Genomic DNA, 23,725 nt, shown 5'->3' with positions numbered 1-23,725 from the left:
ACCCGTGGCCCGACAGTTCCAGCCAGATTTCTTCAAGAGCAGCTACAGCGCCAACGCCAACGGCGAGTGCGTGGAGTGCGCCCGGCGGCAGCACACTCTGCTCGTGCGCGACTCGAAGACGGCCGGTGGAGCCGTCCTCGCCTTCACACACCTGGCATGGGGCCGGTTCACCGCATCCCTGCGCTGCGGCGGGACTTGGCCCCACTGACCCGCTCCGCCGTTCGGCGCCGCCCCGCCGGTGCGCGTGATCCTGCCAGAAACAGCCTGTCCCGACGCCTGGTTACGGTATTCAGTCCGAGGAGGACATGGCCGGGGCGGGGAATGCCGCATCGGCCGATGGTGATGCAGACAGTCCACAGCCGCGACGGCTGTCCGCATCAAGGCGTCGATGGAAGAGGAAATGCCGCAGAAGCCGAAGCCCCTGGATGACACCAAGTCCGCACGCGCCTGGTGGGGCAAGGAACTCCGCAACTGGCGGAACGTCAGAGGGCTCTCCTCGAAGGGGCTGGGGGCGAAAGTGCACCTCAGCGGCACGATGATCGAGCGCATCGAGAAGAGTGAGCGCCTGTGCGACGCCGGGCTGGCCGGCCGGCTCGACGACGCCCTGGAGGCCGGCGGAGCGCTGCGACGGCTACGGCGCCTGGTCGAGAAGGAAGCCGCCGGGCAGTGCGCCGATGCGGACAGTTCCGCTCCGGGAAGCCCGCAGGCCGGGAGTGTCGCGCGGGACGACGGGTTACTCGACGGCTTTCCGCCCCGCCTCGTCGGCCCGGAGCAGGCCGCACCGCCCACGGTCGTCCGCCCCGAGGACATCGCCCAGGTGCTCGCCGCCGCCGCGACCATCGCCGAGTGGGACAACCTCTACGGGGGCGGCGGCATCGTCCGCAGCTCCCTGTACGGCCAGCTGTCCTGGGCCCGGGGCCTCCTCGCCGCCGAGTACCCGCCCGGCCTGGAAACGGATCTCTTCGCCGCGGTCGGGCGCCTGTCCATCGTGATGGGGGCGAGTGCGTTCGACGCGTACGAACACCAGGACGCGACGCGGCTCCTGCGGTTCGGCCGGCTGTGCGCCGAACGGGCCGATGACTGGCACCTGAGGGCGGCCGCCCTCAACTGGCTCGCCCGGCAGTCCATTTGGTGCGGTACCCCGGACGACGGACTCACGCACGCGGAGAACGGGCTGGTGCGCGCGGACCGCCTCACACCCCGCGAACAGGCCATGCTCCACAACGCCCGTGCCAGGGCGTGGGCGAGGATGGGCCGTACCGGGGAGGCGCTGGCCGCCATCGGCCGGTCCGACGAGGTCTTCGGCCTGGCCGAGGAGGACGAGGACGCCGCCTGGATGAGCTATTACGACCATGCGCAGCATCACGGCGACACCGGGCACGCGGCATTTGACCTGGCGCTGCTGTCCGGGCAGTCACCCGCCGCGGCATCGGCCAGACTCGCGAAGGCGATGGACGGGTACACCGACGCCTACGTGCGCTCGCGCGCCCTCTCCGGCACGAAACTCGCCACGCTGATCATGGCGACCGGTGACCCCGAGGAGGCCCTGACGGTGGCTCACCGGGCCCTGGACGCGGTGGGCCGCCTGCGCTCGAACCGGGCCGTCGAGGACGTGATGACCCTGTCCAGGGAGTGCGGGCGGTACGCCGACGACGCGCAAGTCATCGCGCTGCGGGAACGGATCGTGTCCGCCGTCCGCTTATGACGGCCCGCGCCTCCGTGTGCGCCGATCACCGGCCGGAAGCCCGTAGATAGGATTCCGTCCGTGCCCTGACCCAGGTCAACGGCACAACGAGCCTCAGTGCCCGTGGACTTCCGACCGGTCAGGCCGACGCGGCAGCGCCCCGAACGGCGACCGGAACACCAAGTGAGTGGAGAACCAGTCATGCGTGGAGGCAGCATCGCCGTGGTCGGCGGCAGCATAGCGGGGTGTGCCGCGGCCCTGGCCGCGTCGCGCGGCGGAGCCGGCAGGATCACCGTCTTCGAGCGTGCCGACGCCGAACTCCGGGACAGGGGAGTGGGAATCGCCCTTCAGAGCGACCGCTACGACGAGCTCAAGGACGCCGGCTACGTGGCCCCCGAGATGCCCTGGGCGCCGCTGACCCGGCGGGTGTGGAGCGTGCGCGAGGGCGACGCGGAGCAGGGCCGGGCCGTCGGTGAGCAGCCGTTCCCCTTCCGCGCCTACAACTGGGGTTCCCTGTGGAGCGAGTTGCGCCGCCGGGTGCCCGAGGACGTCACCTACCGGTCCGGCGCCGTCGTCACCGCCGTGGAGCCGGACAGCGACGGGGTGACGCTGCGTCTGGCCGACGGCTACGAGGAGCACTTCGACATCGTTATCGGTGCCGACGGGTACCGCTCTGTCGTCCGCGAGGCCATGTTCCCCGGCATCGAGGCGCAGTACGCCGGATACATCGGCTGGCGCGGCACCTCGGCGGACGTCGAGGGCCTCCCCATGGACGGTCTCTCCGCGCACAACATCGTCTTTCCCGGCGGCCACTGCATGATCTACCGCATCCCGGACGGCTTTGGCGGGCACCGGCTCAACTGGGTGCTCTACACCGCGCCCCCGCAGACCGACGCCCTCCAGCCCGACCTGCGGACCCCGACCTCTCTGCCGCCGGGCCGCCTGAACGCCGAGCTGACGGCCCGTCTGCGTGCCCTGGTGGCCGACAACTTCCCGCCGTACTGGGCGGCCAGGGTGCTCCGCACACCCGCCGAGACCACCTTCATCCAGCCGATCTACGACCTTGAGGTGCCGCACTACACCTCCGGGCGGATGGTGCTCGTCGGCGACGCGGCGAGCGTCGCCCGGCCGCACATCGGCGGCGGCAGCGTGAAGGCGCTCCAGGACGCCACCGCCCTTGAGGCCGCCTGGGTGGCCGGGGACAGCTGGAAAGAGGTCCTGGAGCGGTACGACACCGGTCGTGGCGCAGTCGGGGCGGCCATGGTCGCGCTCGCCCGCAGGATGGGCAGTGCGCAGGTCGAGAACACACCGGACTGGTCCGCCATGGAGCAGCCGGGGTTCGACGCGTGGTGGCAGGACCAGAACAGCGGCTCCGACCGGCGCAGCGGCTTCGGCGGCCACAGCCTCAAGACCCGTTAGGCCGGAGCGTGCACGGGGGCGGTGACCGGATGCCGGTCACCGCCCCCGTGCACGTCCGGGTCCGCCCTCAGGGGGCCGACGGCGCGAGTTCGAGCGCGGCGTGCAGGGCGCCGGAACCGGCGCGGGCGTCCGCGCCGTCCAGCCGGAGCGTGGTCCGTCCCGAGGTGAGGACCGTGAGCGTATGGGCGCACTCGGCGGCCTGGGCCGGGCTGGGCGACACCAGAAGTACGGCGATGCCCTCGTCGGCCAGCGTGGTCACCAGCTCGTGGACCTGACGGACCAGGGCGGGGGCGAGGCCCTCGGTCGGCTCGTCGAGCAGCAGCACGCTCGGTGAGCCGAGCAGCGCGCGGGCCAGGGCCAGCATCTGCTGCTCGCCGCCGGACAGATCCGCTCCCCGGTTGCCCCTCCGCTCGCCCAGCCGGGGCAGCAGCTCCAGGACCCGCGCGGGCGTCCACACGCTCGGGCGCGCGGTGTCGCCCCGGCGCGGCGGACGGTAGGACAGCCGCAGGTGCTCGGCGACGGTGAGGCCGGCGAAGACCCGGCGGCCCTGCGGAACGAGGCCGATCCCGGCGCGGGCGATCCGGTGTGCGGGCCGGCCCGTCACGTCCCGGCCGTCGAGTCGGACGGTGCCCGCCCCGGGACGCATCAGTCCGGCGACGGTGTGGACGAGGGTGGTCTTGCCCGCGCCGTTGTGGCCGACGACGGCGTGGACCGTGCCGGCGGGCACCGACAGGTCGACACCGTGCAGGACGGTGCCGCCGTGATAGCCCGCGGTCAGACCGGTGAGTTCGAGCATCGTGGGCCGGGTCATCCTCTCGCGTCGGTGGTGGACGGGCCGGCGGCGTGCGTGGCGGGCTGCGCGGCCACGGCGTCCGCGTCGTCGTCCTGTGCCCGGTCCGCCGTCGTACCGCTGTTGTGGTAGGCGTCGCGGACCTCCGGGTGGGCGAGCGCCTCCCGCGTCGGTCCCGTGACCAGGACCCGTCCGGCCGCCAGCACGGTGACCGATGTGGCGAGTTGGGCGACGACCTCGACATGGTGCTCGACCAGGATGACCGCGACGCTGTCCGGCAGAGCGCCCAGGATGCCGAGCAGCCGGCCGATGTCACCGTCGGTCAGGCCCGCCGCCGGCTCGTCCAGGAGCAGCAGACGCGGGTCGCCCGCCAGCGCGGCGGCGAGGTCGAGCATGCGGCGCTGCCCGTGGGAGAGCGTGGAGGCCGGCCGGTGGGCGAGGTCCGCGAGGCCGACCGTCTCCAGATGACGGCCCGCGGACTCGGTGTGCAGCCGGTAGCGCGACGGGCTGCGCCAGGCTCCGCGCCGCTTCGGGTGGTGCGGCCAGCCGGCCAGCACGATGTTGTCCAGCACCGTCAGTTCGGAGATCACCGCCGGCTGCTGGAAGCTGCGGGCGATGCCGAGACGGCTGCGTCGGGCGGTGGCCGTCCGGGTGATGTCCGTGCCGTTCAGGGCGATGGTGCCGTGGTCGGCCCGGTCCGTACCCGCGATGAGGTTGAGCAGCGTGGTCTTGCCGGCGCCGTTGGGTCCGATGACGGCGTGCCGGGCGCCCGCGGGGAGCCGCAGGCTCACGTCGTCGACGGCGGTGAGGCTGCCGTAGCTGCGGGTGAGATGGGCGAGATCCAGCACCGGGGACGGTGGTGCGGCGGTCTTCGCGGGCGTCATGGGGAGACCTTCCCGGCGGTGGGCGGGGTGGACGGGGCGGATGCGGACGCGGTGCCGGCCGTGGGCCGTCCGTCCGGCGCGCGCCCGCTCCGGCCGGGCCCGCCGAGCAGTCCGGCCAGTCCGCGGGGCAGCAGGTACACGGCGGCGATGAACAGCGTCCCCAGCAGCAGTGGACCGTGGCCGGGCCATGAACCGGCGACCCAGTCCCGGGTGAAGACGATGAGTCCGGCACCCAGCAGAGCGCCGATCACGGACGTCGTGCCGCCGATGACGACCGCCAGCAGCGCGAACGCGGCGATCTCGAAGCCGACGTCGGCGGGGGAGAGGTACTGCTGGACGCTGACCATCAGCGACCCGCCGACGCCGGCCAGTGCACCGGCGCAGACGTGGGCCACCAGCAGATAGCGCCCCACGGGGTGCCCCGAGGCACGCATCCGTGCCTCGGCGCCCCGGGTACCGGTCAGCAACTTCCCGGCCGGGGAGCGCAGCACCAGCAGGGTGACGGCGACGGCGACGACGGCGACGACGAGCGCGTAGTTGTAGAGGTCGCTCTCCTCGGTCATCCCCTCACCGCCCCACAGCGCCTGCGTGGACGGGAAGCCGACGAGACCGTCGGCGCCACCGGTGACGGACTTGACCTGGTTGATGACCGCGCTGGTCAGCTCACCGACGGCGAGCGTGATCATCAGCACGGTGGTGCCGCGCGCCCGGATCACGGCGGGCCCCGTCACCGCCGAGAACACCGCCGCGGCGAGCGCCGACAGAACGATCTGGACCGGTCCCACCGTCCACCCGGCGTCCGCGAGATTCGCGGTGGCGTACGCGCCCACGGCGAACGGCGCGGTCTGCCCGAGTGTGGGCAGTCCGGCGTAGCCGGTGAGGATGGTGACGCTGACCGCGAGGAGCCCCAGAGCCAGGGCGGACCCGGCCAGCGAGATGCTGTACGAGTCGAGCATCCCCGGCAGCGCGATCAGCAGGACGAGCAGGACGAGCAGCGGAGCGGCCTGCCGCCACGCGGCCCCGCGCACGAACCCGCCGAGCCTGCCGGTCCCGCCGTACCCCCTGAGCCCGCCGGGAGCGGCCGGGGACTTCGCGTCGCCCGTACCGCCCGCCGTACCGCCTGCCGGCTCCACCGCGGGCCCGGTCGCCGCGGCGGCCCGGCGCGCCCCCAGCCGTGCGGCGAGGTGGCGGCGGAGCCTGGCCACCGGGTCCGGGTCCTGCGGGCCGTGCACCGTAGCCGGTTCCGCGAAGCGGGAGCGGAACACCAGCACCGCCGCCATCGCGGCGAAGAGCAGGTACGGCGCCAGTTCCGGCAGCACCGAGACGCCCAGGGTCTGGACCTCGCCCACGGCGATCGCCGCGAAGAATGTCGCCCACAGCGAGCGCAGCCCGCCGAGGACGACCACCACGAGGGACAGCATGAGCACGTTCTCGGACGTGCCGGGCCCGGGGCCGATGATCGGCGCCCCGAGCACCCCCGCGGCACCGGCCAGCGCCCCCGCCGCCGCGAGGACGCCGGTGTGCACCGCCCGGGGGCTGTGGCCGGTGGCCGCGAGCATCTGCGGATCGTCGGCGGAGGCCCGTACCGCCGCCCCCACGCGGGTCCGGGTCAGCACCCACGTACCGGACACCGCCAGCAGCACGGCCATCACGATGAAACAGAGCCGGTAGGCGGGATAGCGGTGGCCCAGCAGCCGCACGGAGGTGTCGAGCACCTCGGGGACGCGTACCGGGAGCTCGTCCGCCCCGAAGAACTGGATGAGCAGATCACCGCCGACCAGGGCGATGCCGAAGGTCAGCAGTGCCTGAGCGAGATGCCCACGCCGGGCGAGCGGAACCGTCGCGGCGGACAGCCCCGCCCCGGCGAGGGCCGCCGCCGCGGTTCCGGCGGCCAGCCCGAGGACGAGGCCGCCCCAGGTTCCGTCGCTCAGCTCGGCGCCCGTGTAGGCACCGATCGCGTACAGCGTGCCGTGCGAGAGGTTCAGCACGCCGGCGGTGCCGAACGCGAGGCTCAGGCCGGCGGCGACCACGAACAGCAGCAGCCCGTAGGCCACCCCGTCCACCGCCGGCATGAGGTGGGCATCAAGAAGCTCCATGTCAGCCGCCGAGTGTCGCCAGGTCCTGGACCATGACGTTGGCGAGCTGGTTGCCGTCCGGCCGCACCTGACGCAGGTACCAGGTCTGCACCGGCGAGTGCGCCTTCTCGCCGAACTCCCAGGCGCCGCGCGGACTGTCGATCTGACCCAGGCCGGCGATGGCCTTGTTGATGGTCTTCGACGTCACGTCACCGTCCTTCGCGGCGTCGGCGATCGCCTTGTCCAGTACGCCGGCCGCGTCGTAGGACGACATCGCGTACGTGGTCGGCTGCGTGTCGTACTCGGCCGTCCAGTCGGCGGCGAACTTGCGGTTGGCAGCGTTGTCAAGGTCGGGCGCGTAGTTCAGGACCGAGTAGATGTCCTTCGCCGCGTTGCCCTGGGCCTGCAGCACACTGCCCTCGGTGACGAAGGCCGTGTACAGCGGCAGATCGGCGACGTCGGACTGCGCGTACTGCTTGGCGAAGTCGATCGAGGCCTTGCCGGCGTAGAAGCAGTACACCGCCTTGGCGTCCGTCTTGGCGATGTCGGCGAAGTACGGCATGAAGTTGGTGGTCTGTGGGAACGGCGTCCAGGTCGTCTTGCCGTTCGGGTTGGCGAGCTTGCCCTTGATCCGCTTGAACTCGTCGGTGAAGCCGCGCAGTTCGTCGTACCCGCCCTGGTAGTCCGGGCCGATCGCGTAGACCGGTCCGTCCACCTTCTCCTTGACGTACGGGGCGATGGCCTTGCCCGGCTCGTCGGACATGAAGCTCGTCGTCCACACGTATTCGAGGTCCTTGACGGGCGGCCGGGCGTTCGATCCCAGGAACGGGATCTTGGCCTGGTTGATCAGCGGCATCACCGCGGCGACCGAGCCACCGCTGACGAGGCCAGTCAGCACGTCGACCTTGTCCTTCTTGACCAGCTTGGTGGCGGCGGGCACGGCGGTCGGGGGACCGTCGCCCTCGTCCGCCACGATGAGCTCGACCTTGCGCCCGCCCAGCTTGTTGCCGTGCGTCTTCAGATACAGCTCGAAGCCGGCTCGCAGGTCCGTGCCGACCGGCTTGTAGGTGCCGGACAGGGAGGCCACCAGGCCGACCTTCACGGTGTTGTCGCCGGCGCCGCTGTCGCTGCTGCACCCGCTGGCGGCTGCCAGACCGAGGGCGAGGGCGGCGGCCGTCAGCGGCCGGAATCTGCGGTGACGTGCGAGGGATATGTCGAAGAACATGAGGGCTCTTATCGGGAGGAGGGGGCAGAACGGGCTGACCCGGCCGCCGAGCGGGGCGACGGACGGGCCGGGTGCGGCGGTGGGGGAACCGCGGGCGGTCAGCGGGTGGGCGAGTGGCTCGGGGTGCGGACGTGAGGAGACAGCGAGTCACCGACCTGGTTGATCAGTTCGGACATCATGTAGCTGACCTCGCCGATGTCCGCGTCCCTGGTGGTGGTCACCAGGAGCGAGGCGCCGCTGGAGACGGCCATCGAGAACATATAGCCGCCCTCCATCGCGGTGAGGCTGTGCTCGACCGGGTCGGTGTTCGTCAACTGCGCTGCGGCGGAGAGCAGGTTGACGACGCCGGAGGCGATGGCCGCCAGCCGGTCGGCGTCGTCACGCTCCACACCGGTGTATGCCAGCGCGAGTCCGTCCACGGACACGGCTATCGCCTGGGTGACTTCCGGAATGCGTCCGGCGAAGTCGCTCAGGATCCAGCTCAGGTCGGTGGGTGAGGTCATTTCTTGGTCCGTTCGGTGTCGTCGTCGGTGGCGGAACGCCCGCGGGGGTTCGAGCTCCGGTTGATCCCCTGGGCGTAGGCCGCGAGGACGTCGGAGACCTGCCGGGAGTCCCGGCGGCGGGGCTGCGGCCGCGGCGCGGCGGCGCCGGACCGCTGATCGGTGCCGCCCCGTTTGCCCAGGGTGGGCCACTGCTGGGGCGTGTTGCGCTGCCGCAGGGGCAGACCGGAGGAGCTGACTCCGGCGATGCGCGAGACGGGTTCCTCGTGCACGGGATGCGGGGCCGCGGTGGTGGCGCGCTCGCGCGCTCCGGTGTCGGACCCCGTGCCGTACGTGCCGCCGCGCCCGTCGGTGCCGCCGCGCCCGTCGGTGCCGCCGGACGCGGCACCCCCGTTGCCCGGGTGGGAGGACTTCGCCGCGGCTGCGGGAGCACCGCCCGTCCGGGCGCCGATACCCGCGCCGACGGGGCGGGCCGGACGCCCGCCCACGTTGCCCGCCTGCCGGCGGCCGGGCTGTCCGACCGCGGTGATCGGACGAGGTGCCTCGTAGCGGACACCGTCGCCGCGGCTGTCGCCGCGGTCCTCGCCGGGCGTGCCCTGCGCCGGCAGGGCCTCCTGCGGGATCTCGGACAGCACGTTCGCGGGCAGGGTGACCTCGGCGATGGTGCCGGGCCCGGACGAGTCGCGCAGTTCGACAACGATGCCGTGACGCGCCGAGAGCCGTGCCACCACGTGCAGACCCATGGACCGTACGTCCCCGATGCCCGCCTGCGGCTCGCGCAGCGCGGCGTTGTGGATGGCACGGCGTTCGGCCGTGATCCCCACGCCCTCGTCGACGATCTGCACCACGGCCCGGTCCCACAGCCGCCATACGGCGACCCCGACCTGCATGTCGGGAGGGGAGAACCGGGTCGCGTTGTCGAGGAGTTCCGCCAGGATGTGCGCCACGTCGTGCACGGCACGGGCGGCGATGCCGATTCCCGACTCGATCACGCCGAGGGAGACGCGGTCGAACCGCTCGATCTGCTGGGCCGCCGCCACGATGACGGTGGAGCAGCCGATGTCGGCCGAACGCACTCGGGCGTTTCCGTAACCACCCAGCACCAGAAGGTTGTTGGTGTTGCGCTCCATGCGGATGGCGAGGTGGTCGAGGGCGAAGAGCGTCTGCATGCGCTCGGGGTCGGCCTCGTCGCGCTGCACGGTGTCGAGCTCCGACACCATGACGCTGGTCAACTGCGCGCCCCTGCGGGCGACACGGACCAGGGTCTCGGCGAACTGCTCGTGAACCCTGGCCTGTTGGGCGGCCAGCCGGACGGCTTCGTGATGGACGGCGTTGAACGCCTCGCCGACCTCGCCGATCTCGTCCCCGCCCGTGGTGCGGACCGGGTTGCCCGACCGCTCCGCGACCTGCTCGGGTGTCGAGCCGCTGAGCGCGCCCGGCCGGGACAGTTCGCTCATCACGGCGGGGAGTCCGGTGTGGGCGACCTCGTGCGCGGCGTTGCGCAGATCGCGCAGCCGCCGGATCATGACGCGTCCCAGGCGGACGGCGACGATGACGACGCCCACCAGGGTCAGCAGTACCAGGGTGACCTCGGCGCCGGCGGTCCACAGGAGCCTGGTGCGCTCCTTGGAGACCGTCGCGTAGACGGACGCGTCGATCCTCTTCTCCACCGAGCGCAGCAGCGTCTGGCGGTCACCGGACGCCTTCTGCCACGCCTTCGGGGTGACATCGATTCCCTTGCTGGTGCCCGTGCGCCCGATCTGGTCCTCAAGCCTTCGGGCCTCCAGCGCCTTCGGGCCGGAGAGGGTGCGCTCCAGCCAGGTCCGCCACTCGCCGGGGCCGAGGCCGAACATGGCACCGGTCGACTCCGTGTAGCCCAGCCGGCTGGCATCGAACGTTCGCTGCGAGGCGACCGTGAAACCACCGGCGGCCTGCGCCCTCATTACCGTGACCTGCTGCTGAGCGGTGTGCTCGGCGGCCTCGGAGAGGGCGGCGGCGGCGCGGATCCGGTCCGCGATGTCGGCGTCGACACCGTCGGCCTGCGCGATGCCGTCGCGGTAGCCGTTGAGGTCGGCGATGACGATCCGGTAGCCGAAGGCGAGCGCGGAGATGGTGCTGCTGCCCGAGCGCACCTGGGCGCGCAGGGCCGGAAGTTCGTCCATGAAGCGCTTGATGCGGTCCAGCGAGGCCTGTGCGCTGCCGGGGACTTCGGACAGTTGGCCGATCTTGCTGTTGAAGGTGGCGATGCTCTTGTCGGTCGCGCTGGAACTCGTCTGGAACGCGTCCGAGGATCCCTGTTTGGAGACCGATGCGGTGGCGGCTGCTCGCTCACGCTGTAGCTGGTGCGTCAAGTCACCGGCGGCTGCGGCGACATCGACCATCTCCGTCAGCCGGTCTGCCTGGAGCGCCTGATTGGTCGCGGGCGCGAGGGCCAGAACCGAGAAGGTGACCGCAACGGTGAGCGGTGCGGTGACGAGCAGGACGAGACGACGATTGATTTTCACTGCGCGGCTCCATCGCCGGAACCGGTGCTGAGTATCGGTGACACGCAGATACCTGTTAACGGGGTGTGGGGGTAACGGTAGGGACGCTGGTGCATCGTGTGCACAGTTGCAGATGGGACAAGCGGGGCGGGCGGGGCTCCAGTGACGCGGCCTGATCCTATGCCGTAGCACCTAACTACCGATGCGCGCATCGTTGAAAGTTTGCGCTCATCTAGTGGCGCGGAAGCGATCCTACGCGGTCAAAAATGTCCGGACGGTGAACTTCGCAAGAGTAAGCGGAATCGCTGGTACGCCGCGGCGGAATCCTCCTGAACGGCTGCTCACGCCCCTCCTGGCGAGCCGTCAGGCACCCATGTGGAAGGCCCGCATGCCCCGCTTTACCCCACGTTGACGAATCGTCGGTTCCCGGGCGGCCGTTGCGGAAAGGTTAGATCCGATTCGCGATGGCGACCGTTCCGGATGGGCTCCCGTCCGCCGGGAGACCGCATGGGTGCCGGTGAACGTCAAGTGTCGTGCCGTGAAGGAATGGTGACGATGCGACAGATGACCGCGCGAATCGCGCACAATGGCGCGCCACGCCTGAACTGAGCCTGATCGGCCGGTATATGCCCTGACGGGCAGCCGTCTTCCGCTGCCGGAGTCCGCGGGGACCGGACCGGCCGAAGCGCGTGCCGGGCCGCCGCCGCTCCCCGGTACGGCGGGGAGCGGCGGCCGGTGACGCCGGCGGGCCCTACGGCTTGCGGCCCACCGCCACGTACCCCGCGCTGATGATGTCCTCCTGGCCGGGGACCGGCTCGCCGAGCTCGGGGTGCCACGCCTCGGCGGCCACGATGCCGGGCTCGACGATCTCCAGTCCGTCGAAGAACGCCGCGAACTGGGCGCGGTTGCGCGGCGCCAACGTGAGCGTGTTGGCCTTGTACATCTCGTCGACCTTCTGGGCCTTCTCCGGATGGAAGTCGGCGGTGAGGTGTGAGATCACCACATGACTGCCCGGCGCCAGCACGTCGGTCAGCCTGCTCATCAGCTCGTAGGCGCCGTCCTCGTCGCTCACGAAATGCAGAAGCGCGATCATCGAGAGCGCGACCGGCTCACTGAAGTCCAGTGTCTTGCCCGCGTGTTCGAGGATGGCGTCCACATCGCGTGCGTCGGCCTGCACGTAGTCGATCGCGCCCTCCGGGCTGCCGTTCAGCAGAGCCTCGGCGTGGGCCAGCACGATCGGGTCGTTATCGCAGTAGACGACGCGCGTGGCGGGGACGGACTGCTGGGCCACCTGGTGGAGGTTGGGCTCGGTGGGTATCCCCGTCCCGATGTCGAGGAACTGCCGAACGCCCTGGCCCGACAGCCAGCGGGTGGCGCGGTGCATAAAGGCCCGGTTCACCTTCGCCATGACCGGAATACCGGGTTCGAGTGCGAGCATCTGCCGGCCCATCGCCTCGTCCACCGGGTAGTTGTCCTTGCCGCCGAGGAACCAGTCGTACATCCGCGCGGGATGCGGCTTGCTGGTGTCGATGTGCAGGGAGGTGGCGTCGTTCGCCGGTCGGGACATAGTGAACTCCAGGGTGCGTGAGGCATCGGGCGATCAGCTCGCCCCCAGAATAGGGAACGTGCGCGCCCCGGAGTCCACCTGACCGCCTCCGGTGCTCTGCTTCCCGCTACGCCTGCTCGGTTGTGACGTCCTGCTGTGCGGGAACGACCGTGGCGTCCTGCTGTGCCGGTACGGCTGTGGCGGCTGCCTCGGGCAGCGAAGGCGCCACCGCCTCTTCGATCGAGCTGTCCGCCTGCAGCTTCTTCATCCGGTCCAGCAGCTCACCCAGCCTCGCCATCGGCTGTGTTTCGAGGTAGGCGGAGAGATCGCCGCCACCGATGAACTGCGGAACGGGTGCCTTCGTGATCTGCTCGAGCATTTCGAGCACCACCACGTTGTTCAGCCCGAGCAGCTCGATACGGGCCTTGAGCTCCACGGCCGCGCGCCGGCTCTCGCCCCGTACGCGTACCGCGTCGATCGCGTCCTCCCGCTCCGCGTTCTCCAGCGCCACGTCGAGGAGTTCACCGCGCATCTGCTCATGGGCCGGCCTCTTCATGGCCTCGTTGAGTGACGGGTCCTGGGCCTCGAATTCGCCCAGGGTGGTGATCCGGGCCTCAACACCCCACCCCTGAAGCGCGCTGCGTACGCGCGAGGTGAGGTTGGTGCGGGTCTCGGCGTACGTTTCGAGGAATTCCTTGACCGTGGCCGCGGCGGCGATCTCGTTGAAGTACGAGACGACGATGGCACCCAGCACCCGCTCGACGAAGCGCTGGACCGGAAGCGGGTCCCGGTCCAGTCCGCCGACGCCCGATGTCCGGCCGCCGCCGTTCCTGCTGACCAGCCCGGGAGCGGACTGCTGCGGAATCTGCAGGGTCTGGCTCATGTCCACGAACAGCCGGTGACCCTGGACGGTGACCGCGATCCGATTCAGATGCGCGTCGTAGTTCCGTGATTTCTCCGGGGACTTGTCGTTCCATTCCAGGATGAGGAGACGGGTCGGGATCAGCACGACGCGAACGAAATAGGGATTGAGGGCGCTGACCGTGCCCTCTCCCAGGGTTTCCTCCTGCACGCCCCGGTGCCCGCCGTTCCGCAGGAACACCCACGGCAGCCGGAAACCCTGATGGCCGTCCACGCGCGGACCCAGTTGTTCGGGTGACTCCGGGGCCGCACCGTCGAGGGTGATCACCACGCCGGTATAGCCGACCGGAATGGAGATCTCCTGAAGATGCTCCACGGAGAGCTCACCCCCGCTCGTCTTCTCGACGGTCTCGACGGTGATTACATCGAACAAGGCCGGATTGATGCTGTAATACGCCCCGCCCTGGAGAATGGCCATTTGCCTGCCCTGCTCACCGCCACCGGCGAGAAAGCGGCCGCCGTTCTGGAAGTCCTCGCATTCCACATGGGGTCCGAAGATGCGCTCCGGCGGCCGGATCCGGCCCGCCTTGGCGTTCACCAGTCCGATCGTGCCGGGCGGAACGTAGACACGCTCGACCTGCTCGACCTCGAACAGCTCCGTATTGATGTAGTACGCCTGACCAGGGGCCAGCGTATCGGCCTGCCTGCCCTGTTCACCCCCGTTCAGCAGGAAGGCCCGGCCGTCCTGGAAGTTGTCGCACACGACGGACAGCCCCAGGGACCGGTCCGCCGGCCGGATCCTCCCCTCCTTGGCCGTGACCAGGCCGATCCTGCCCTCCGCCACTCGTGTGCGGGGCAGGAAGCGGACCTCGTTCAGGGCGGGGAACACCCAGCTGGAGCGGCCCGGCAAAAGGGTTTGTGCCCGCACTCCCCGGGTGCTGTACGGCGTGATGTTGCGGAACTCCGGATGGGTGCGCCCGTACCGTCGGCGCACGACACCGACCCGGTCCGACGGAATGCTCCGGTACCCGAGCCAGCCGATGAGAGCGGCCGCCACCAGAATGACGACCGCTCCGGTGACGGTCAACGCCCCTGCCGAAACAACGCTGATGGCCAGGTATGCCGTGGCGAGGGTCATCATCACTGGACTGTCTCTCCATTTCCGCGCGCCGCGTTCTTTGCGCTCACGCTTGCGTTTCGAAATATGTTGCACGAGTACGACGACGCCGACGAGGTTCACCAGCATGAAGGCCTCGTTCCGGTCGGTATAAATGCCGATCAGGATCGCGACCGAAGCAGCGATCAGATACACGATGAACTTCACCGGTTGATCCCCTTACTCAGGGCGTGTGTGTGCGTTGCCAGCACCGTGGTCACCCATTGGTCGTACCAGTCGAGAAAACGCTCGTTCTGCGGGTTGCGCAGGGTGGGATAGAACCCCCGGCGCGGACCGTGCCCCGCCGATCCGGTGAACTCGTGGTATCCCTGCGGAACGCTGCCCTCGACGGAATCCCGCCATCCGCAGGCCACCGACAGCGCGAGGAAGTCCGCGTGCCGTGCACGGCGTACCCGGGACAGTGCCGCCTGTGCGCGAAAGCCCTGCCTTCCGTGCGAATGATCCGACCAGACCGCGTCGATACCGGCCAGCACCTCGACGGGGATCCGGCGGGCGTCCCGCGCACCCGTCCACCCCTCGTCGAGCCGGTCCGCCGCCTCCAGCAGCACGGTGGTGGTCTGGAGATCAGCGTGCGCGAACTCCCCTTCGTTCAAGAAGGTGTTGATCTGGTCGATCGAGACCGTGGGCGGCACCCGCACCGTTCCCACCGGCGGATGTGCGAGCGGGGCCGGGAGTGCCGGGGGCGGCTCACCCGGGAGCGCGGCGCCCGCCGAGCCGTCCAGCGCTCGCAGCAGGCCGAGTTCGTCCGGGCGCAGCAGCCGGCCGTTCCGCGCATCTACGTACCAGGTGTGTGCCAGGTGGTAGTTGCGTTCCCCGTCCAGCAGGACAGGGAACAGGGGGCGCTGGTGCAGCATCGCTTCGAGGATCATGCGGGTGATGTCGTCGGAATCCTGGGCCTGTGGCGACATCAGTACGACGACGGCGCTCGCGTACACCAGTTGCTGCCGGATCTTCCAGAACTGGGCGTCTCCCGGGCGGAGATCGGCGACCGACCAGACGGTCATCCCGGCCGCTCTCACCTGGTCGACGAGCGCCCGGCCGTACGCCGCGTCGGCCGAGGCGTAGCAGACCACGAACGCGTGCTGGTCCGGCTCGGTGAGGGGGCGGGGCGCCGACGGCAGTGCCGCCGCGATGTTCTCCTCGCCGGCCGCTCCACCGGACCCGGCAGGGGCGGGCCGCGCCGCCTCGCTCCGGATGACAGCGGCGAGTTCCCCGACCTTCGCGTCGTACTCCCGCTCACCGAGGCTCCGGAAGTCCCGCCAGACCCGGTTGGCGGCGAAGGGCGGGAGGCGGACATCGCCGATCAGCACCGGGATGAACCGCAGGTCGCGCTCGGCTCCGGCGGTGGCCAGGGCGGCGTACTCCTCAAGTGCCCGTGGTGAGGCGGCTGAAGCCGGGCTGATGACGGCAATGGCGCACGCGGCGTCACGGACCGCCGTGTCGAGCCGGTGCACGATCACGTCACCGGGCAGCACGTCCCACTCGTCGAAGAAGACCCTGAGGCCGTTGCGGGACAGCCTGTCCGCGAGATCGCCCGCCCAAGCGCTGTCCTCCTGTGCGTGGGAGATGAAGACGTCGATCAGGAGGCATCACTCCGCGGCCGCACGGCCCGCACCAATGTGGCGAGGCGCTCGTCGAACTCGGGGGTGCCGGGGTTCCGAAGGTCCAATGGCCGGCGGATACGGGCGAAGGGCGGCAGCTCCACGTCCTCCACCAGCACGGGGATGAACCGCTGTCCGCCGGAGTGGGCACGCTGGAGCAGGGCGGCGTACTCGTCGCGGATCGCGGAGTCGTTCATGGTCGTCCCGCTGAAGAGCAGGACCCCGTTGGCAGAGGCGAGCAGGGCCCCCTCCTTCTCCAGACTCTCCACCAGCCCCGGACCGATCCAGGCGGCCAGAAACACTCGCAGCCCTTCGGTGCGCAGCCGCGACGCCAGCAGCTCCGCCGACTCGCTGTCCGCTTCGGTGTAGGAGACGAAGACGTCGTAGCGCCCGTCCGGCTCCGGCGAGGGAGGGTCGGGAGAGGGGGAGGGGGTGCGTCTGCGGCTCAACCGCTCACGCACTTCGAGGGCGGTCGCAATGACAGCGGCGACCGCGCTGATGATTGCTATCGCCAACTCCCACCATTCAAGAACCATGGGTGCAGATTAGCTGTAATGCCGTCCGCGCCAGGGGTTTTCGCGTGCGCATAGCCCGATTTGGACCAGCGGGGGACGGAGTCGGGTGGCCCGTGGGGCAGGCGGGGGCTGTGAGTGTTTGCGCAAGTGACCCTTCCGGGTGGAGATCCTGCGCGGAGTTGACGATGGCGGGCGAGTGCGGGCCGTTGGGGTGGTGTCGCCTCGTGGGGATCGCCTGTCGGGCTCGTCCGTGGGGCGAGTCCGGGCCCTGATCGGGATCCGGCGAATGGTTACCGCAGCGTAACTTACTGACGGGTTACCTTCGGTAAGTTCCGCTGCTAGCTTGCGCTCACCTGCATTCGGAGCAGAGCGAGGAGTGAGCTGTGAGCCGCAAGAGCACCCGTTCGCGTTCCACCTTCCATGCCGCGCGCCCGGCGGTTTCCCCCAGTCGCCCGCAACGCCCGCGCGCTGTACGCGTGTTGGCCGTCGCCGTGACAGCGGCGGTCTGTGCGGTCACCTGCGCCGTGCCCGCCACTGCCGCCGGCGGGACGGAGCCCGTGGTGTCCCGGGGCGTGACCATCCCGGACTTCTACAATCCGCCCGCCGAACTGCCCGCCGCCAATGGTGCGTTGATCCGTCAGGAGCCGCTCCCTCTGGGGCTGAGCATTCCGGGACTGGACGGCCGCCCGATGCCCGGCACTGCCACCCGGCTGATGTACAGGTCGACCGACTCCAACGGGCAGCCGGCCGCGGTGACCGGTGCCTACATCGAGCCGTCGGCCGCCTGGAAGGGCGGCGGGCCGCGTCCGCTGGTGGCGGTGGCCGCGGGCACGATGGGCCAGGGCGACCAGTGCGCGCCCTCGATGGCGCTTCAATACCCGCTGACCCTCAACGGCCAGACGGTGTCGGTCGGTTACGAGGCCCTGGCCATCTACCGCCTTCTCTCCGCGGGTACCGCGGTCGTCGTCACCGACTACATCGGACTCGGCGCGACCGACCGGCTCCACACCTACGTCAACCGTGTCGACGAGGGGCACGCCCTGCTGGACGCGGCCCGCGCCGCACATGCCGTGCCCGGCGCGTCCATCACCGCCGAGTCGCGCACGGGGCTGTACGGATACAGCCAGGGCGGCGGGGCCAGTGCCGCGGCCGCCGAACTGCAGCCCTCCTACGCACCCGACGTCGAACTGGCCGGCACGTACTCCGGTGCGCCGCCCGCCGATCTGACCGCGGTCATGAAGGGCATAGACGGCAGCGCCCTCGCCGGCGCGCTGGCCTGGTCGATCAACGGCTTCGCCCAGGCCGACCCCGACGTCCGGAGCGTCGTCGAGGCCAACATCAACGCCGCGGGCAAGGCCGCGCTGAATGATGCCTCGACCATGTGTGTCGGCGACGCGATCCTCGGCTACGGCTTCGCCAAGAGCGGTAAGTGGACCAACAGCGGCAAGTCCATCGGTGACGTCATCGCGGCCGAGCCCCGCGCGCAGGCCGCTCTCGACAGGCAGCGCATCGGCAACCTCAAGCCCGCGGGACCGGTGCGCCTGGCGACCGGCGTCCAGGACGACATCGTTCCCCACGCTCAGGCCCGCCGGCTGGCGGTGGACTGGTGCGGCAAGGGCGCGAACGTCACCTATGACGCCATCATCCTGCCGAACCTCGGCGACAAACTCCTCACCAACCACGTGGTCCCGCTCATCACCGACCAGGGCGACGCGATCTCGTGGCTGACCGACCGCCTCGCGGGCCGGGCGGCGACGTCCAACTGCTGGAGCATGCCGCTCCAGCCCTGACCGGGCCTGCGGCGTTGACCGGCTCTGCGCGTTGACCGGGCTTGCGTTCCCGCCGGTCTTGCGTTCCCGCCGGGCTTCCGCTTCCACCGGGCAGCCGTTCCCGCCGGGCAGCCGCTCCCGCCGGGCTCCGGCCCGGTGGGAGCGGTGCTGTTCCGGGGCGGGTCGTCAGTGCGATTCCCGCTCGGCCGCCTCCGCGACGCGCTTGATGTTCGCCAGCCGCCGGTCCCAGTCGGCCGCCAGTCCGGCCATCCACCGGGCCGTCGCGTTCAGTGCGGCGGGCCGCACCGAGTACCGCACCTCGCGTCCGACCCGGCCCCCGGAGACCAGCCCGGCGGCGTCCAGCACGGTGAGGTGTTTGACCACCGCCTGACGTGAGACGGGGAGCTGTCCGGCGAGCGACGTCGCGGTGGCTTCGCCCTGGGCCGCGAGCAGATCGAGCAGTCTGCGCCGCGTCGGGTCGGCCAGCGCGCCGAGGACGCTGTCGACGGCCGCGGTGGCGTCGGCGTCCTCGGCGGCGTCGGGGTGTTCCTCCGTCACGCGGAAGGCTGTTCGGCGCGCTTCTTCAGTGCGCCGAGCTCCATCGGCCAGCCCTCGGTGTGGTCCTTGAGGTTCTGGCCGCGCAGCTCCTCGGACCCGGCCAGCGCCGTGAACCCGCTCTCGACGACGCGCAGCCGCGTCTTTTGGCCCTCCGCGGTCAAGGTGAACTCCACCAGGGTGCTGTTGTCCTCGCGCAGTTCCTCGCCGGGGAACGCGCTGGTCCAGCGGTATGCCAGATACGTGGGCGGCTCCACCTTCTCCACCCGTACCGGGAAATCGCCGTGCTCGGAGTTCTTCGCCACCAGTGACTCGCCTTCCCTGGCCACGGTGCCGGGCAGGCTCGCCTTGTCGGCCACCCAGAACCCGGGTTGCGCCACCAGTGACCAGACCCGGTCAAGGGACGCCTCGATGAGGGTTTCGCGTTCGATCCGGTCCTCGCTCATGGGATGACTCCTTGAGTTCCGTCAGTGAATGCGGTCAGCGGCCCCTGCCAGCGGCCCCTGCCAGTGGACCTTGCCAGTGGTCCCAGCCAGTGGGTGCTGCCAGTGGGTGCTGCCATTTGGTGCAACTCCAGAGTTGCACGTTACTGACTCGGGAGCAACTGGAGGGTTGCGCGTCGCTCGATGCGGCGTGGACGCGGCATAGGCGTGGCGTGGGGGCGGCTCCCCGTCGCGCCGATAATCCGGTGTCGCGACGGGGGCGGCGGCACGATCATGGGACCGGTCCCTGCCCGTCCCCCCGTAAGGAATCGTGCATGTCAGTGCCGGCCGACCCGACCGTGCTCCACCCGATGCCCGGCCAGCCGCGGGTGGTGCAGCTCAGACCCCTGGTGAAGTCCCCGCTGATCGAGGTGGGGGAGTACTCGTACTACGACGACCCGGACGACCCCACCGCGTTCGAGACGCGCAACGTGCTTTACCACTACGGCCCGGAGAAGCTGGTCATCGGCAGGTTCTGCGCGCTGGGCACGGGGGTGCGGTTCATCATGAACGGCGCCAACCACCGTATGGACGGTCCCTCCACCTTCCCGTTCCCGACCATGGGCGGGTCGTGGGCGGACCACTTCGACCTGCTGACCGGCCTCCCGGCCCGAGGGGACACCGTCGTCGGCCACGACGTCTGGTTCGGCCACAGCGCCACGGTCCTGCCCGGGGTGCGGATCGGACACGGCGCGATCATCGGCAGCGGCTCCGTGGTCACCAAGGACGTGCCCGACTACGGGATCGTCGGCGGCAACCCGGCGCGTCTCCTGCGCACCCGCTACAGCGAGGGGGACATCGCCCGGCTGCTCGCGGTGGCCTGGTGGCACTGGCCCGCGGAGCACATCACCGAGCACGTGCGGACCCTCATGTCCGGCAGCGTCGACGAGCTCGAAGCCGCGGCCCCGCCCGTATGACACCGCTGCGGAGCGGCGTACGGCGGCACACCGAAATCCAGGTGCGCGAGGCCCGGACGCGGGCTACGGTCTCCGGCATGAACTTCCTCCAGATCTACGGCTGACGCGGACGGGGCAGCGCCCCGCCCTCGTCCGGCACGTCCGTGTGCGCGCCCACGACCCGGCACCTCCGCCGGAGTGGCCGACGCACCGGTCCGCCGTGTCCTTTCCGCCGTAGACCTGAAATGAGTGATCCTCCATGTCCCGTCGCCGCGCGCACATCGCGATGGTCGGCATTCCCGCCGTCAGCCACGTCCTGCCGAGCCTTGAGGTCATCCGTGAACTGGTGGCCCGCGGCCACCGGGTCACCTACGCCAACGATCCGATGGTGGCCGAGCGGATCGAGGCCACCGGTGCCGAGCTCGTCCCGTACGGCTCCGTGCTGCCGGTCGTCGACAACAACTGGCCCGACGACCCCATCGCCGCGATGAGCCTCTTCCTCGACGAGGGCGTCCAGGCTCTCCCGCAGTTGCGGGCCGTCTACGACGACGACCCCGCGGACCTCTACCTGTACGACATCGGCGCGTACGCCGCGCGGGTGCTGGCCGAGTCGCAGAACCGCCCTCTCATGCAGCTGTCCCCGACCATCGTGGGCTGGGAGAGCTACGGACAGGACGTGGCGGCGCAGCTCTGGACCCTGCCGGGCGCCGACGCGTACCGGGCGAGGTTCGGCCGGTGGCTCGCCGGGTGCGGTGCGTCCACCACCGACATGGACGTCTTCTGCGGCCGCCCCGCGAACACCCTCGCCCTGATCCCCCGGGCGATGCAGCCGCACGGAGAGGACGTCGACACGGACACGGTGACGTTCGTCGGCCCGTGCCTCGGCCGGCGTGACGGCGAGCCGGTCTGGACCCGTCCCGCTGACGCGGAGCGCGTCCTGCTGGTCTCACTGGGGTCGGCGTACACCGACCGCCCCGAGTTCTACCGACAGTGCCTGGCCGCGTACGGCGAGCTGCCCGGCTGGCACGTGGTGCTCCAGATCGGCAGGCACACGGATCCGCGGGAACTCGGCGACATCCCGTCCAACGTCGAAGTGCACTCCTGGGTCCCCCAGTTGGCGATCCTGGAGCAGGCCGACGCCTTCGTGACCCACGCGGGCATGGGCGGCAGCTCCGAGGGGCTGTTCACCGGGGTCCCGATGATCGCCGTCCCGCAGGGCGCGGAGCAGTTCATGAACGCCGACCGCCTCGTGGAGCTCGGCGTCGCCCGCCGCATCGACACCGAGGACGCCACGGCCGAGGCGCTGCGGAGCGCCCTGACCGAACTCGTCGCCGACCCGGAGGTCGCCCGTCGCTCGGCGCTGCTCCGCGCGGAGGCACGGGCCGAGGGCGGCACGGCGAGGGCCGCCGACCTCGTCGAGGAACTGCTGGGCTGACTCTCCGAGGGCCACACCTGAGGGGCGGTGACGCGGGGAGGGAGGCCCGCGTACCGCTCCGGTCAGCCGGGGGCCTTGCGGCTGAGTGCCTCCCATGCCTGGTAGAGCCCGGCCCTGGCCCGGTTCAGTTCCTGGACCTGGTCGTAGGACCGGCCGCCGACGACGAGGCGCCGGGGCGGTTCAGGCAGCGCGGCCAGTTCCATGATGACGGGGGCGGCCGTGCTCGGGGGCGGCCCGGCCTCCTCGCCCCACATCTCGGCGAGTTCGGCGCGCAGGGGACCGTAGTGCGGGAGGGCCTCGGTCGCCGTGGTGCCCTGGGTGAACAGGCCGGTGCCGTAGCCGCCCATCTCCACGACGGTGACCTTGATGCCGAACGGCTCGACCTCCATCGCCAGCGCCTCGCTGACCGAACTGAGCGCGGCCTTGCCCGCACCGTAGAAGCCGACGGACGCCATGCCGCCGCCGGCGCCCATCGAGGTGACCTGAAGGATGCGGCCGGAGCCCTGCGCGCGCAGGTGCGGCAGGACGGCCTGGGCCACCCAGACCGCGCCGAAGAGGTTGACGTCCAGATGCGCCCGGATCTGTTCCTCCGAGGCTTCCTCCACCATCCCGTAGAGCAGTCCTCCGGCGTTGTTGACCACGACGTCGAGCCGGCCGAAGGCGGCGGCCGCGCGGTCCACGCCCTCGAACACGGCCCGGCGGTCGGAGACGTCCAGCGGGAGCGGGACGAGTGCGTCCGGGTACGCGTCGGCCAGGGCCACGAGGGGTTCGGTGTTGCGGGCCGCGGCCACAACGCGGTCCCCGGCGGCCAGGGCCGCCTCGGTGAACGCTCTGCCCAGGCCTCGTGAAGCGCCGGTGATGAACCAGACTCTCGCGGTCGTCATGCGATCCCACCTTCCGAAGCGAGACGGTGCGTCTCGGTTCGCTTTACTCTGCACGGCGACGATGGTCTTGTCAATACGGACCGGTCCGTCTCGTGTGGTGCTAGCCTGAGTCCATGCCCCAGGTCAGAAAGCCGGATCGCTCCCGGCGCAGCGAACGTTCCCGGCAGGCGATCCTCGAGGCGACGCGTGCGCTGGTGTCCGAGGTCGGGTACGGCAAGGTGGCGATCGAGACCATCGCCGCACGGGCCGGCGTCGGCAAGCAGACGATCTATCGCTGGTGGCCCTCCAAGGGTGCGGTGATCTTCGATGCCTTTCTGGCACTCAGCGAGGGCACCGAGGGGCAGGGCGCGGCGCTGCCGGACACCGGCGACATCGAGGCCGATCTCAGGACGGTCATGCGCGCGACCGTCGCCGAGTTCGCCGACCCGGAGTTCGAGAAGCCGGTCCGGGCGCTCAACAGTGAGATCAGCAATGATCCCGATCTTGCCGCGCAGTACCGCGAGAAGCTGGCCCGGCCCGTGGACGAGGCCAAGAAGGAGCGACTGCGCAGCGCGCAACGGGCCGGCCAGCTGGCCGCCGACGCCGACCTCGATCTGCTCCTTGAAGTGCTCTACGCGCCGCTGTTCCAGCGCTGGTTGCACCGTTCGGGCCCGCTGACCGCCGAGTACGCCGATGCGCTCGTCGGCATCACGCTCAGGGCTTTCGGGCCCTGAGCCGGGTTCCTGGCCTGCGGCGCCGTCCGGGGGTGCGCCGGGAAAACGGGTGCGGGGCCGCGCGGTGTGGTCACCGTGCGGCCCCGGGCCGTTGGATCGTGCGGGTCGTGCCTGTGCCGGGTGACGGGTCAGCCCCTGCGGGTGGTGATCTCGTCGGTGAGCTGGGGCACGACGTTGAAGAGGTCACCGACGACGCCGTAGTCGACGAGGTCGAAGATCGGCGCCTCGGCG

Annotated in this window: 20 protein-coding genes and 1 pseudogene; 7 read left to right on the top strand and 14 right to left on the bottom strand. The window is 70.7% G+C overall.

What is annotated here, in order from left to right; translation table 11 throughout:
* The first annotated feature begins 4 nt into the window (after nt 1-4).
* The 3 genes from ACZ6S6_RS24365 to ACZ6S6_RS24355 all read left to right on the top strand — a co-directional run bounded on the left by ACZ6S6_RS24365 (nt 5) and on the right by ACZ6S6_RS24355 (nt 3,103).
* Nucleotides 5-208: a DUF397 domain-containing protein gene (locus ACZ6S6_RS24365; protein WP_469706921.1), complete on the top strand. Its 204-nt coding sequence runs from the start codon at nt 5-7 to the stop codon at nt 206-208.
* Nucleotides 209-400: 192 nt separating this feature from the next.
* Nucleotides 401-1,705, top strand: coding sequence for a helix-turn-helix domain-containing protein (locus ACZ6S6_RS24360; RefSeq protein ID WP_469706920.1), 1,305 nt, complete (start codon nt 401-403; stop codon nt 1,703-1,705).
* A 180-nt stretch (nt 1,706-1,885) separates the two neighbouring features.
* Complete coding sequence (locus ACZ6S6_RS24355) at nt 1,886-3,103, top strand: FAD-dependent monooxygenase (protein ID WP_469706919.1); 1,218 nt, start codon at nt 1,886-1,888, stop codon at nt 3,101-3,103.
* Nucleotides 3,104-3,170: 67 nt separating this feature from the next.
* Here ACZ6S6_RS24355 and ACZ6S6_RS24350 read toward each other — a convergent pair whose 3' ends face one another.
* From ACZ6S6_RS24350 to ACZ6S6_RS24305, 10 genes are all read right to left on the bottom strand, one after another.
* A complete protein-coding gene (locus ACZ6S6_RS24350) occupies nt 3,171-3,899 on the bottom strand; it encodes an ABC transporter ATP-binding protein (protein ID WP_362960452.1) in 729 nt (242 codons plus the stop codon).
* 11 nt (nt 3,900-3,910) lie between these two features.
* The gene (locus ACZ6S6_RS24345) at nt 3,911-4,777 is read right to left on the bottom strand and encodes an ABC transporter ATP-binding protein (RefSeq protein WP_469706918.1); all 867 of its coding nucleotides are present in this window, start codon (nt 4,775-4,777) and stop codon (nt 3,911-3,913) included.
* The gene (locus ACZ6S6_RS24340) at nt 4,774-6,873 is read right to left on the bottom strand and encodes a branched-chain amino acid ABC transporter permease (RefSeq protein ID WP_469706917.1); all 2,100 of its coding nucleotides are present in this window, start codon (nt 6,871-6,873) and stop codon (nt 4,774-4,776) included. Before ACZ6S6_RS24340 ends, ACZ6S6_RS24345 begins: the two co-directional genes overlap by 4 nt.
* Before the next feature lies 1 nt (nt 6,874).
* Nucleotides 6,875-8,077 carry an ABC transporter substrate-binding protein gene (locus tag ACZ6S6_RS24335; protein ID WP_469706916.1) on the bottom strand — a complete coding sequence of 401 codons (1,203 nt, stop codon included), beginning with the start codon at nt 8,075-8,077 and terminating at the stop codon, nt 6,875-6,877.
* 98 nt (nt 8,078-8,175) lie between these two features.
* On the bottom strand, nt 8,176-8,580 hold the full coding sequence (locus ACZ6S6_RS24330) for a roadblock/LC7 domain-containing protein (RefSeq protein ID WP_362960408.1): 405 nt from the start codon (nt 8,578-8,580) through the stop codon (nt 8,176-8,178).
* Nucleotides 8,577-11,081: a sensor histidine kinase gene (locus ACZ6S6_RS24325; protein ID WP_469706915.1), complete on the bottom strand. Its 2,505-nt coding sequence runs from the start codon at nt 11,079-11,081 to the stop codon at nt 8,577-8,579. The genes ACZ6S6_RS24330 and ACZ6S6_RS24325 overlap by 4 nt, the downstream gene beginning before the upstream one ends.
* 730 nt (nt 11,082-11,811) lie before the next feature.
* Nucleotides 11,812-12,627 (bottom strand): SAM-dependent methyltransferase, encoded by an 816-nt coding sequence (locus tag ACZ6S6_RS24320; RefSeq protein ID WP_362960414.1) that lies wholly within the window; start codon nt 12,625-12,627, stop codon nt 11,812-11,814.
* Nucleotides 12,628-12,733: 106 nt separating this feature from the next.
* Nucleotides 12,734-14,791 (bottom strand): SPFH domain-containing protein, encoded by a 2,058-nt coding sequence (locus tag ACZ6S6_RS24315; RefSeq protein WP_469706914.1) that lies wholly within the window; start codon nt 14,789-14,791, stop codon nt 12,734-12,736.
* Nucleotides 14,788-16,212, bottom strand: a complete 1,425-nt coding sequence (locus ACZ6S6_RS24310) for a TIR domain-containing protein (protein WP_469707027.1) — start codon at nt 16,210-16,212, stop codon at nt 14,788-14,790. Before ACZ6S6_RS24310 ends, ACZ6S6_RS24315 begins: the two co-directional genes overlap by 4 nt.
* Nucleotides 16,213-16,223: 11 nt before the next feature.
* Nucleotides 16,224-16,781: a toll/interleukin-1 receptor domain-containing protein gene (locus ACZ6S6_RS24305; RefSeq protein ID WP_469706913.1), complete on the bottom strand. Its 558-nt coding sequence runs from the start codon at nt 16,779-16,781 to the stop codon at nt 16,224-16,226.
* A gap of 362 nt (nt 16,782-17,143) precedes the next feature.
* Here ACZ6S6_RS24305 and ACZ6S6_RS24300 point away from each other — a divergent pair, with 362 nt between their 5' ends.
* Nucleotides 17,144-18,550: a lipase family protein gene (locus tag ACZ6S6_RS24300; RefSeq protein WP_469706912.1), complete on the top strand. Its 1,407-nt coding sequence runs from the start codon at nt 17,144-17,146 to the stop codon at nt 18,548-18,550.
* A 165-nt stretch (nt 18,551-18,715) separates the two neighbouring features.
* Here ACZ6S6_RS24300 and ACZ6S6_RS24295 read toward each other — a convergent pair whose 3' ends face one another.
* Both ACZ6S6_RS24295 and ACZ6S6_RS24290 read right to left on the bottom strand, forming a co-directional pair.
* Nucleotides 18,716-19,087 carry an ArsR/SmtB family transcription factor gene (locus ACZ6S6_RS24295; protein WP_469706911.1) on the bottom strand — a complete coding sequence of 124 codons (372 nt, stop codon included), beginning with the start codon at nt 19,085-19,087 and terminating at the stop codon, nt 18,716-18,718.
* A complete protein-coding gene (locus ACZ6S6_RS24290) occupies nt 19,084-19,530 on the bottom strand; it encodes an SRPBCC domain-containing protein (protein ID WP_362960425.1) in 447 nt (148 codons plus the stop codon). Before ACZ6S6_RS24290 ends, ACZ6S6_RS24295 begins: the two co-directional genes overlap by 4 nt.
* A 311-nt stretch (nt 19,531-19,841) precedes the next feature.
* On the opposite strand from ACZ6S6_RS24290, the gene ACZ6S6_RS24285 reads away from it, so the two are divergent.
* Together ACZ6S6_RS24285 and ACZ6S6_RS24280 are read left to right on the top strand one after the other, a co-directional pair.
* Nucleotides 19,842-20,483, top strand: coding sequence for a CatB-related O-acetyltransferase (locus ACZ6S6_RS24285; RefSeq protein ID WP_469706910.1), 642 nt, complete (start codon nt 19,842-19,844; stop codon nt 20,481-20,483).
* Nucleotides 20,484-20,721: 238 nt separating this feature from the next.
* Nucleotides 20,722-21,897: a macrolide family glycosyltransferase gene (locus tag ACZ6S6_RS24280; protein WP_469706909.1), complete on the top strand. Its 1,176-nt coding sequence runs from the start codon at nt 20,722-20,724 to the stop codon at nt 21,895-21,897.
* Between the two features lie 62 nt (nt 21,898-21,959).
* On the opposite strand, the gene ACZ6S6_RS24275 is transcribed toward ACZ6S6_RS24280, so the two are convergent.
* Nucleotides 21,960-22,781 carry an SDR family NAD(P)-dependent oxidoreductase gene (locus ACZ6S6_RS24275; RefSeq protein WP_469706908.1) on the bottom strand — a complete coding sequence of 274 codons (822 nt, stop codon included), beginning with the start codon at nt 22,779-22,781 and terminating at the stop codon, nt 21,960-21,962.
* A gap of 113 nt (nt 22,782-22,894) precedes the next feature.
* Between ACZ6S6_RS24275 and ACZ6S6_RS24270 the strand changes: the two genes are divergently transcribed.
* Nucleotides 22,895-23,494, top strand: coding sequence for a TetR/AcrR family transcriptional regulator (locus ACZ6S6_RS24270; RefSeq protein ID WP_362960437.1), 600 nt, complete (start codon nt 22,895-22,897; stop codon nt 23,492-23,494).
* 128 nt (nt 23,495-23,622) lie between these two features.
* Here the strand turns inward: ACZ6S6_RS24270 and ACZ6S6_RS24265 are convergent.
* Nucleotides 23,623-23,725: pseudogene (locus ACZ6S6_RS24265) on the bottom strand (electron transfer flavoprotein subunit alpha/FixB family protein); the annotation flags it as partial.

It is taken from the genome of Streptomyces sp. NPDC048671 (assembly GCF_055587045.1).
The sequence above is the reverse complement of the archived record's forward strand: the minus strand, read 5'-3'. Positions and strand labels throughout refer to the sequence as shown.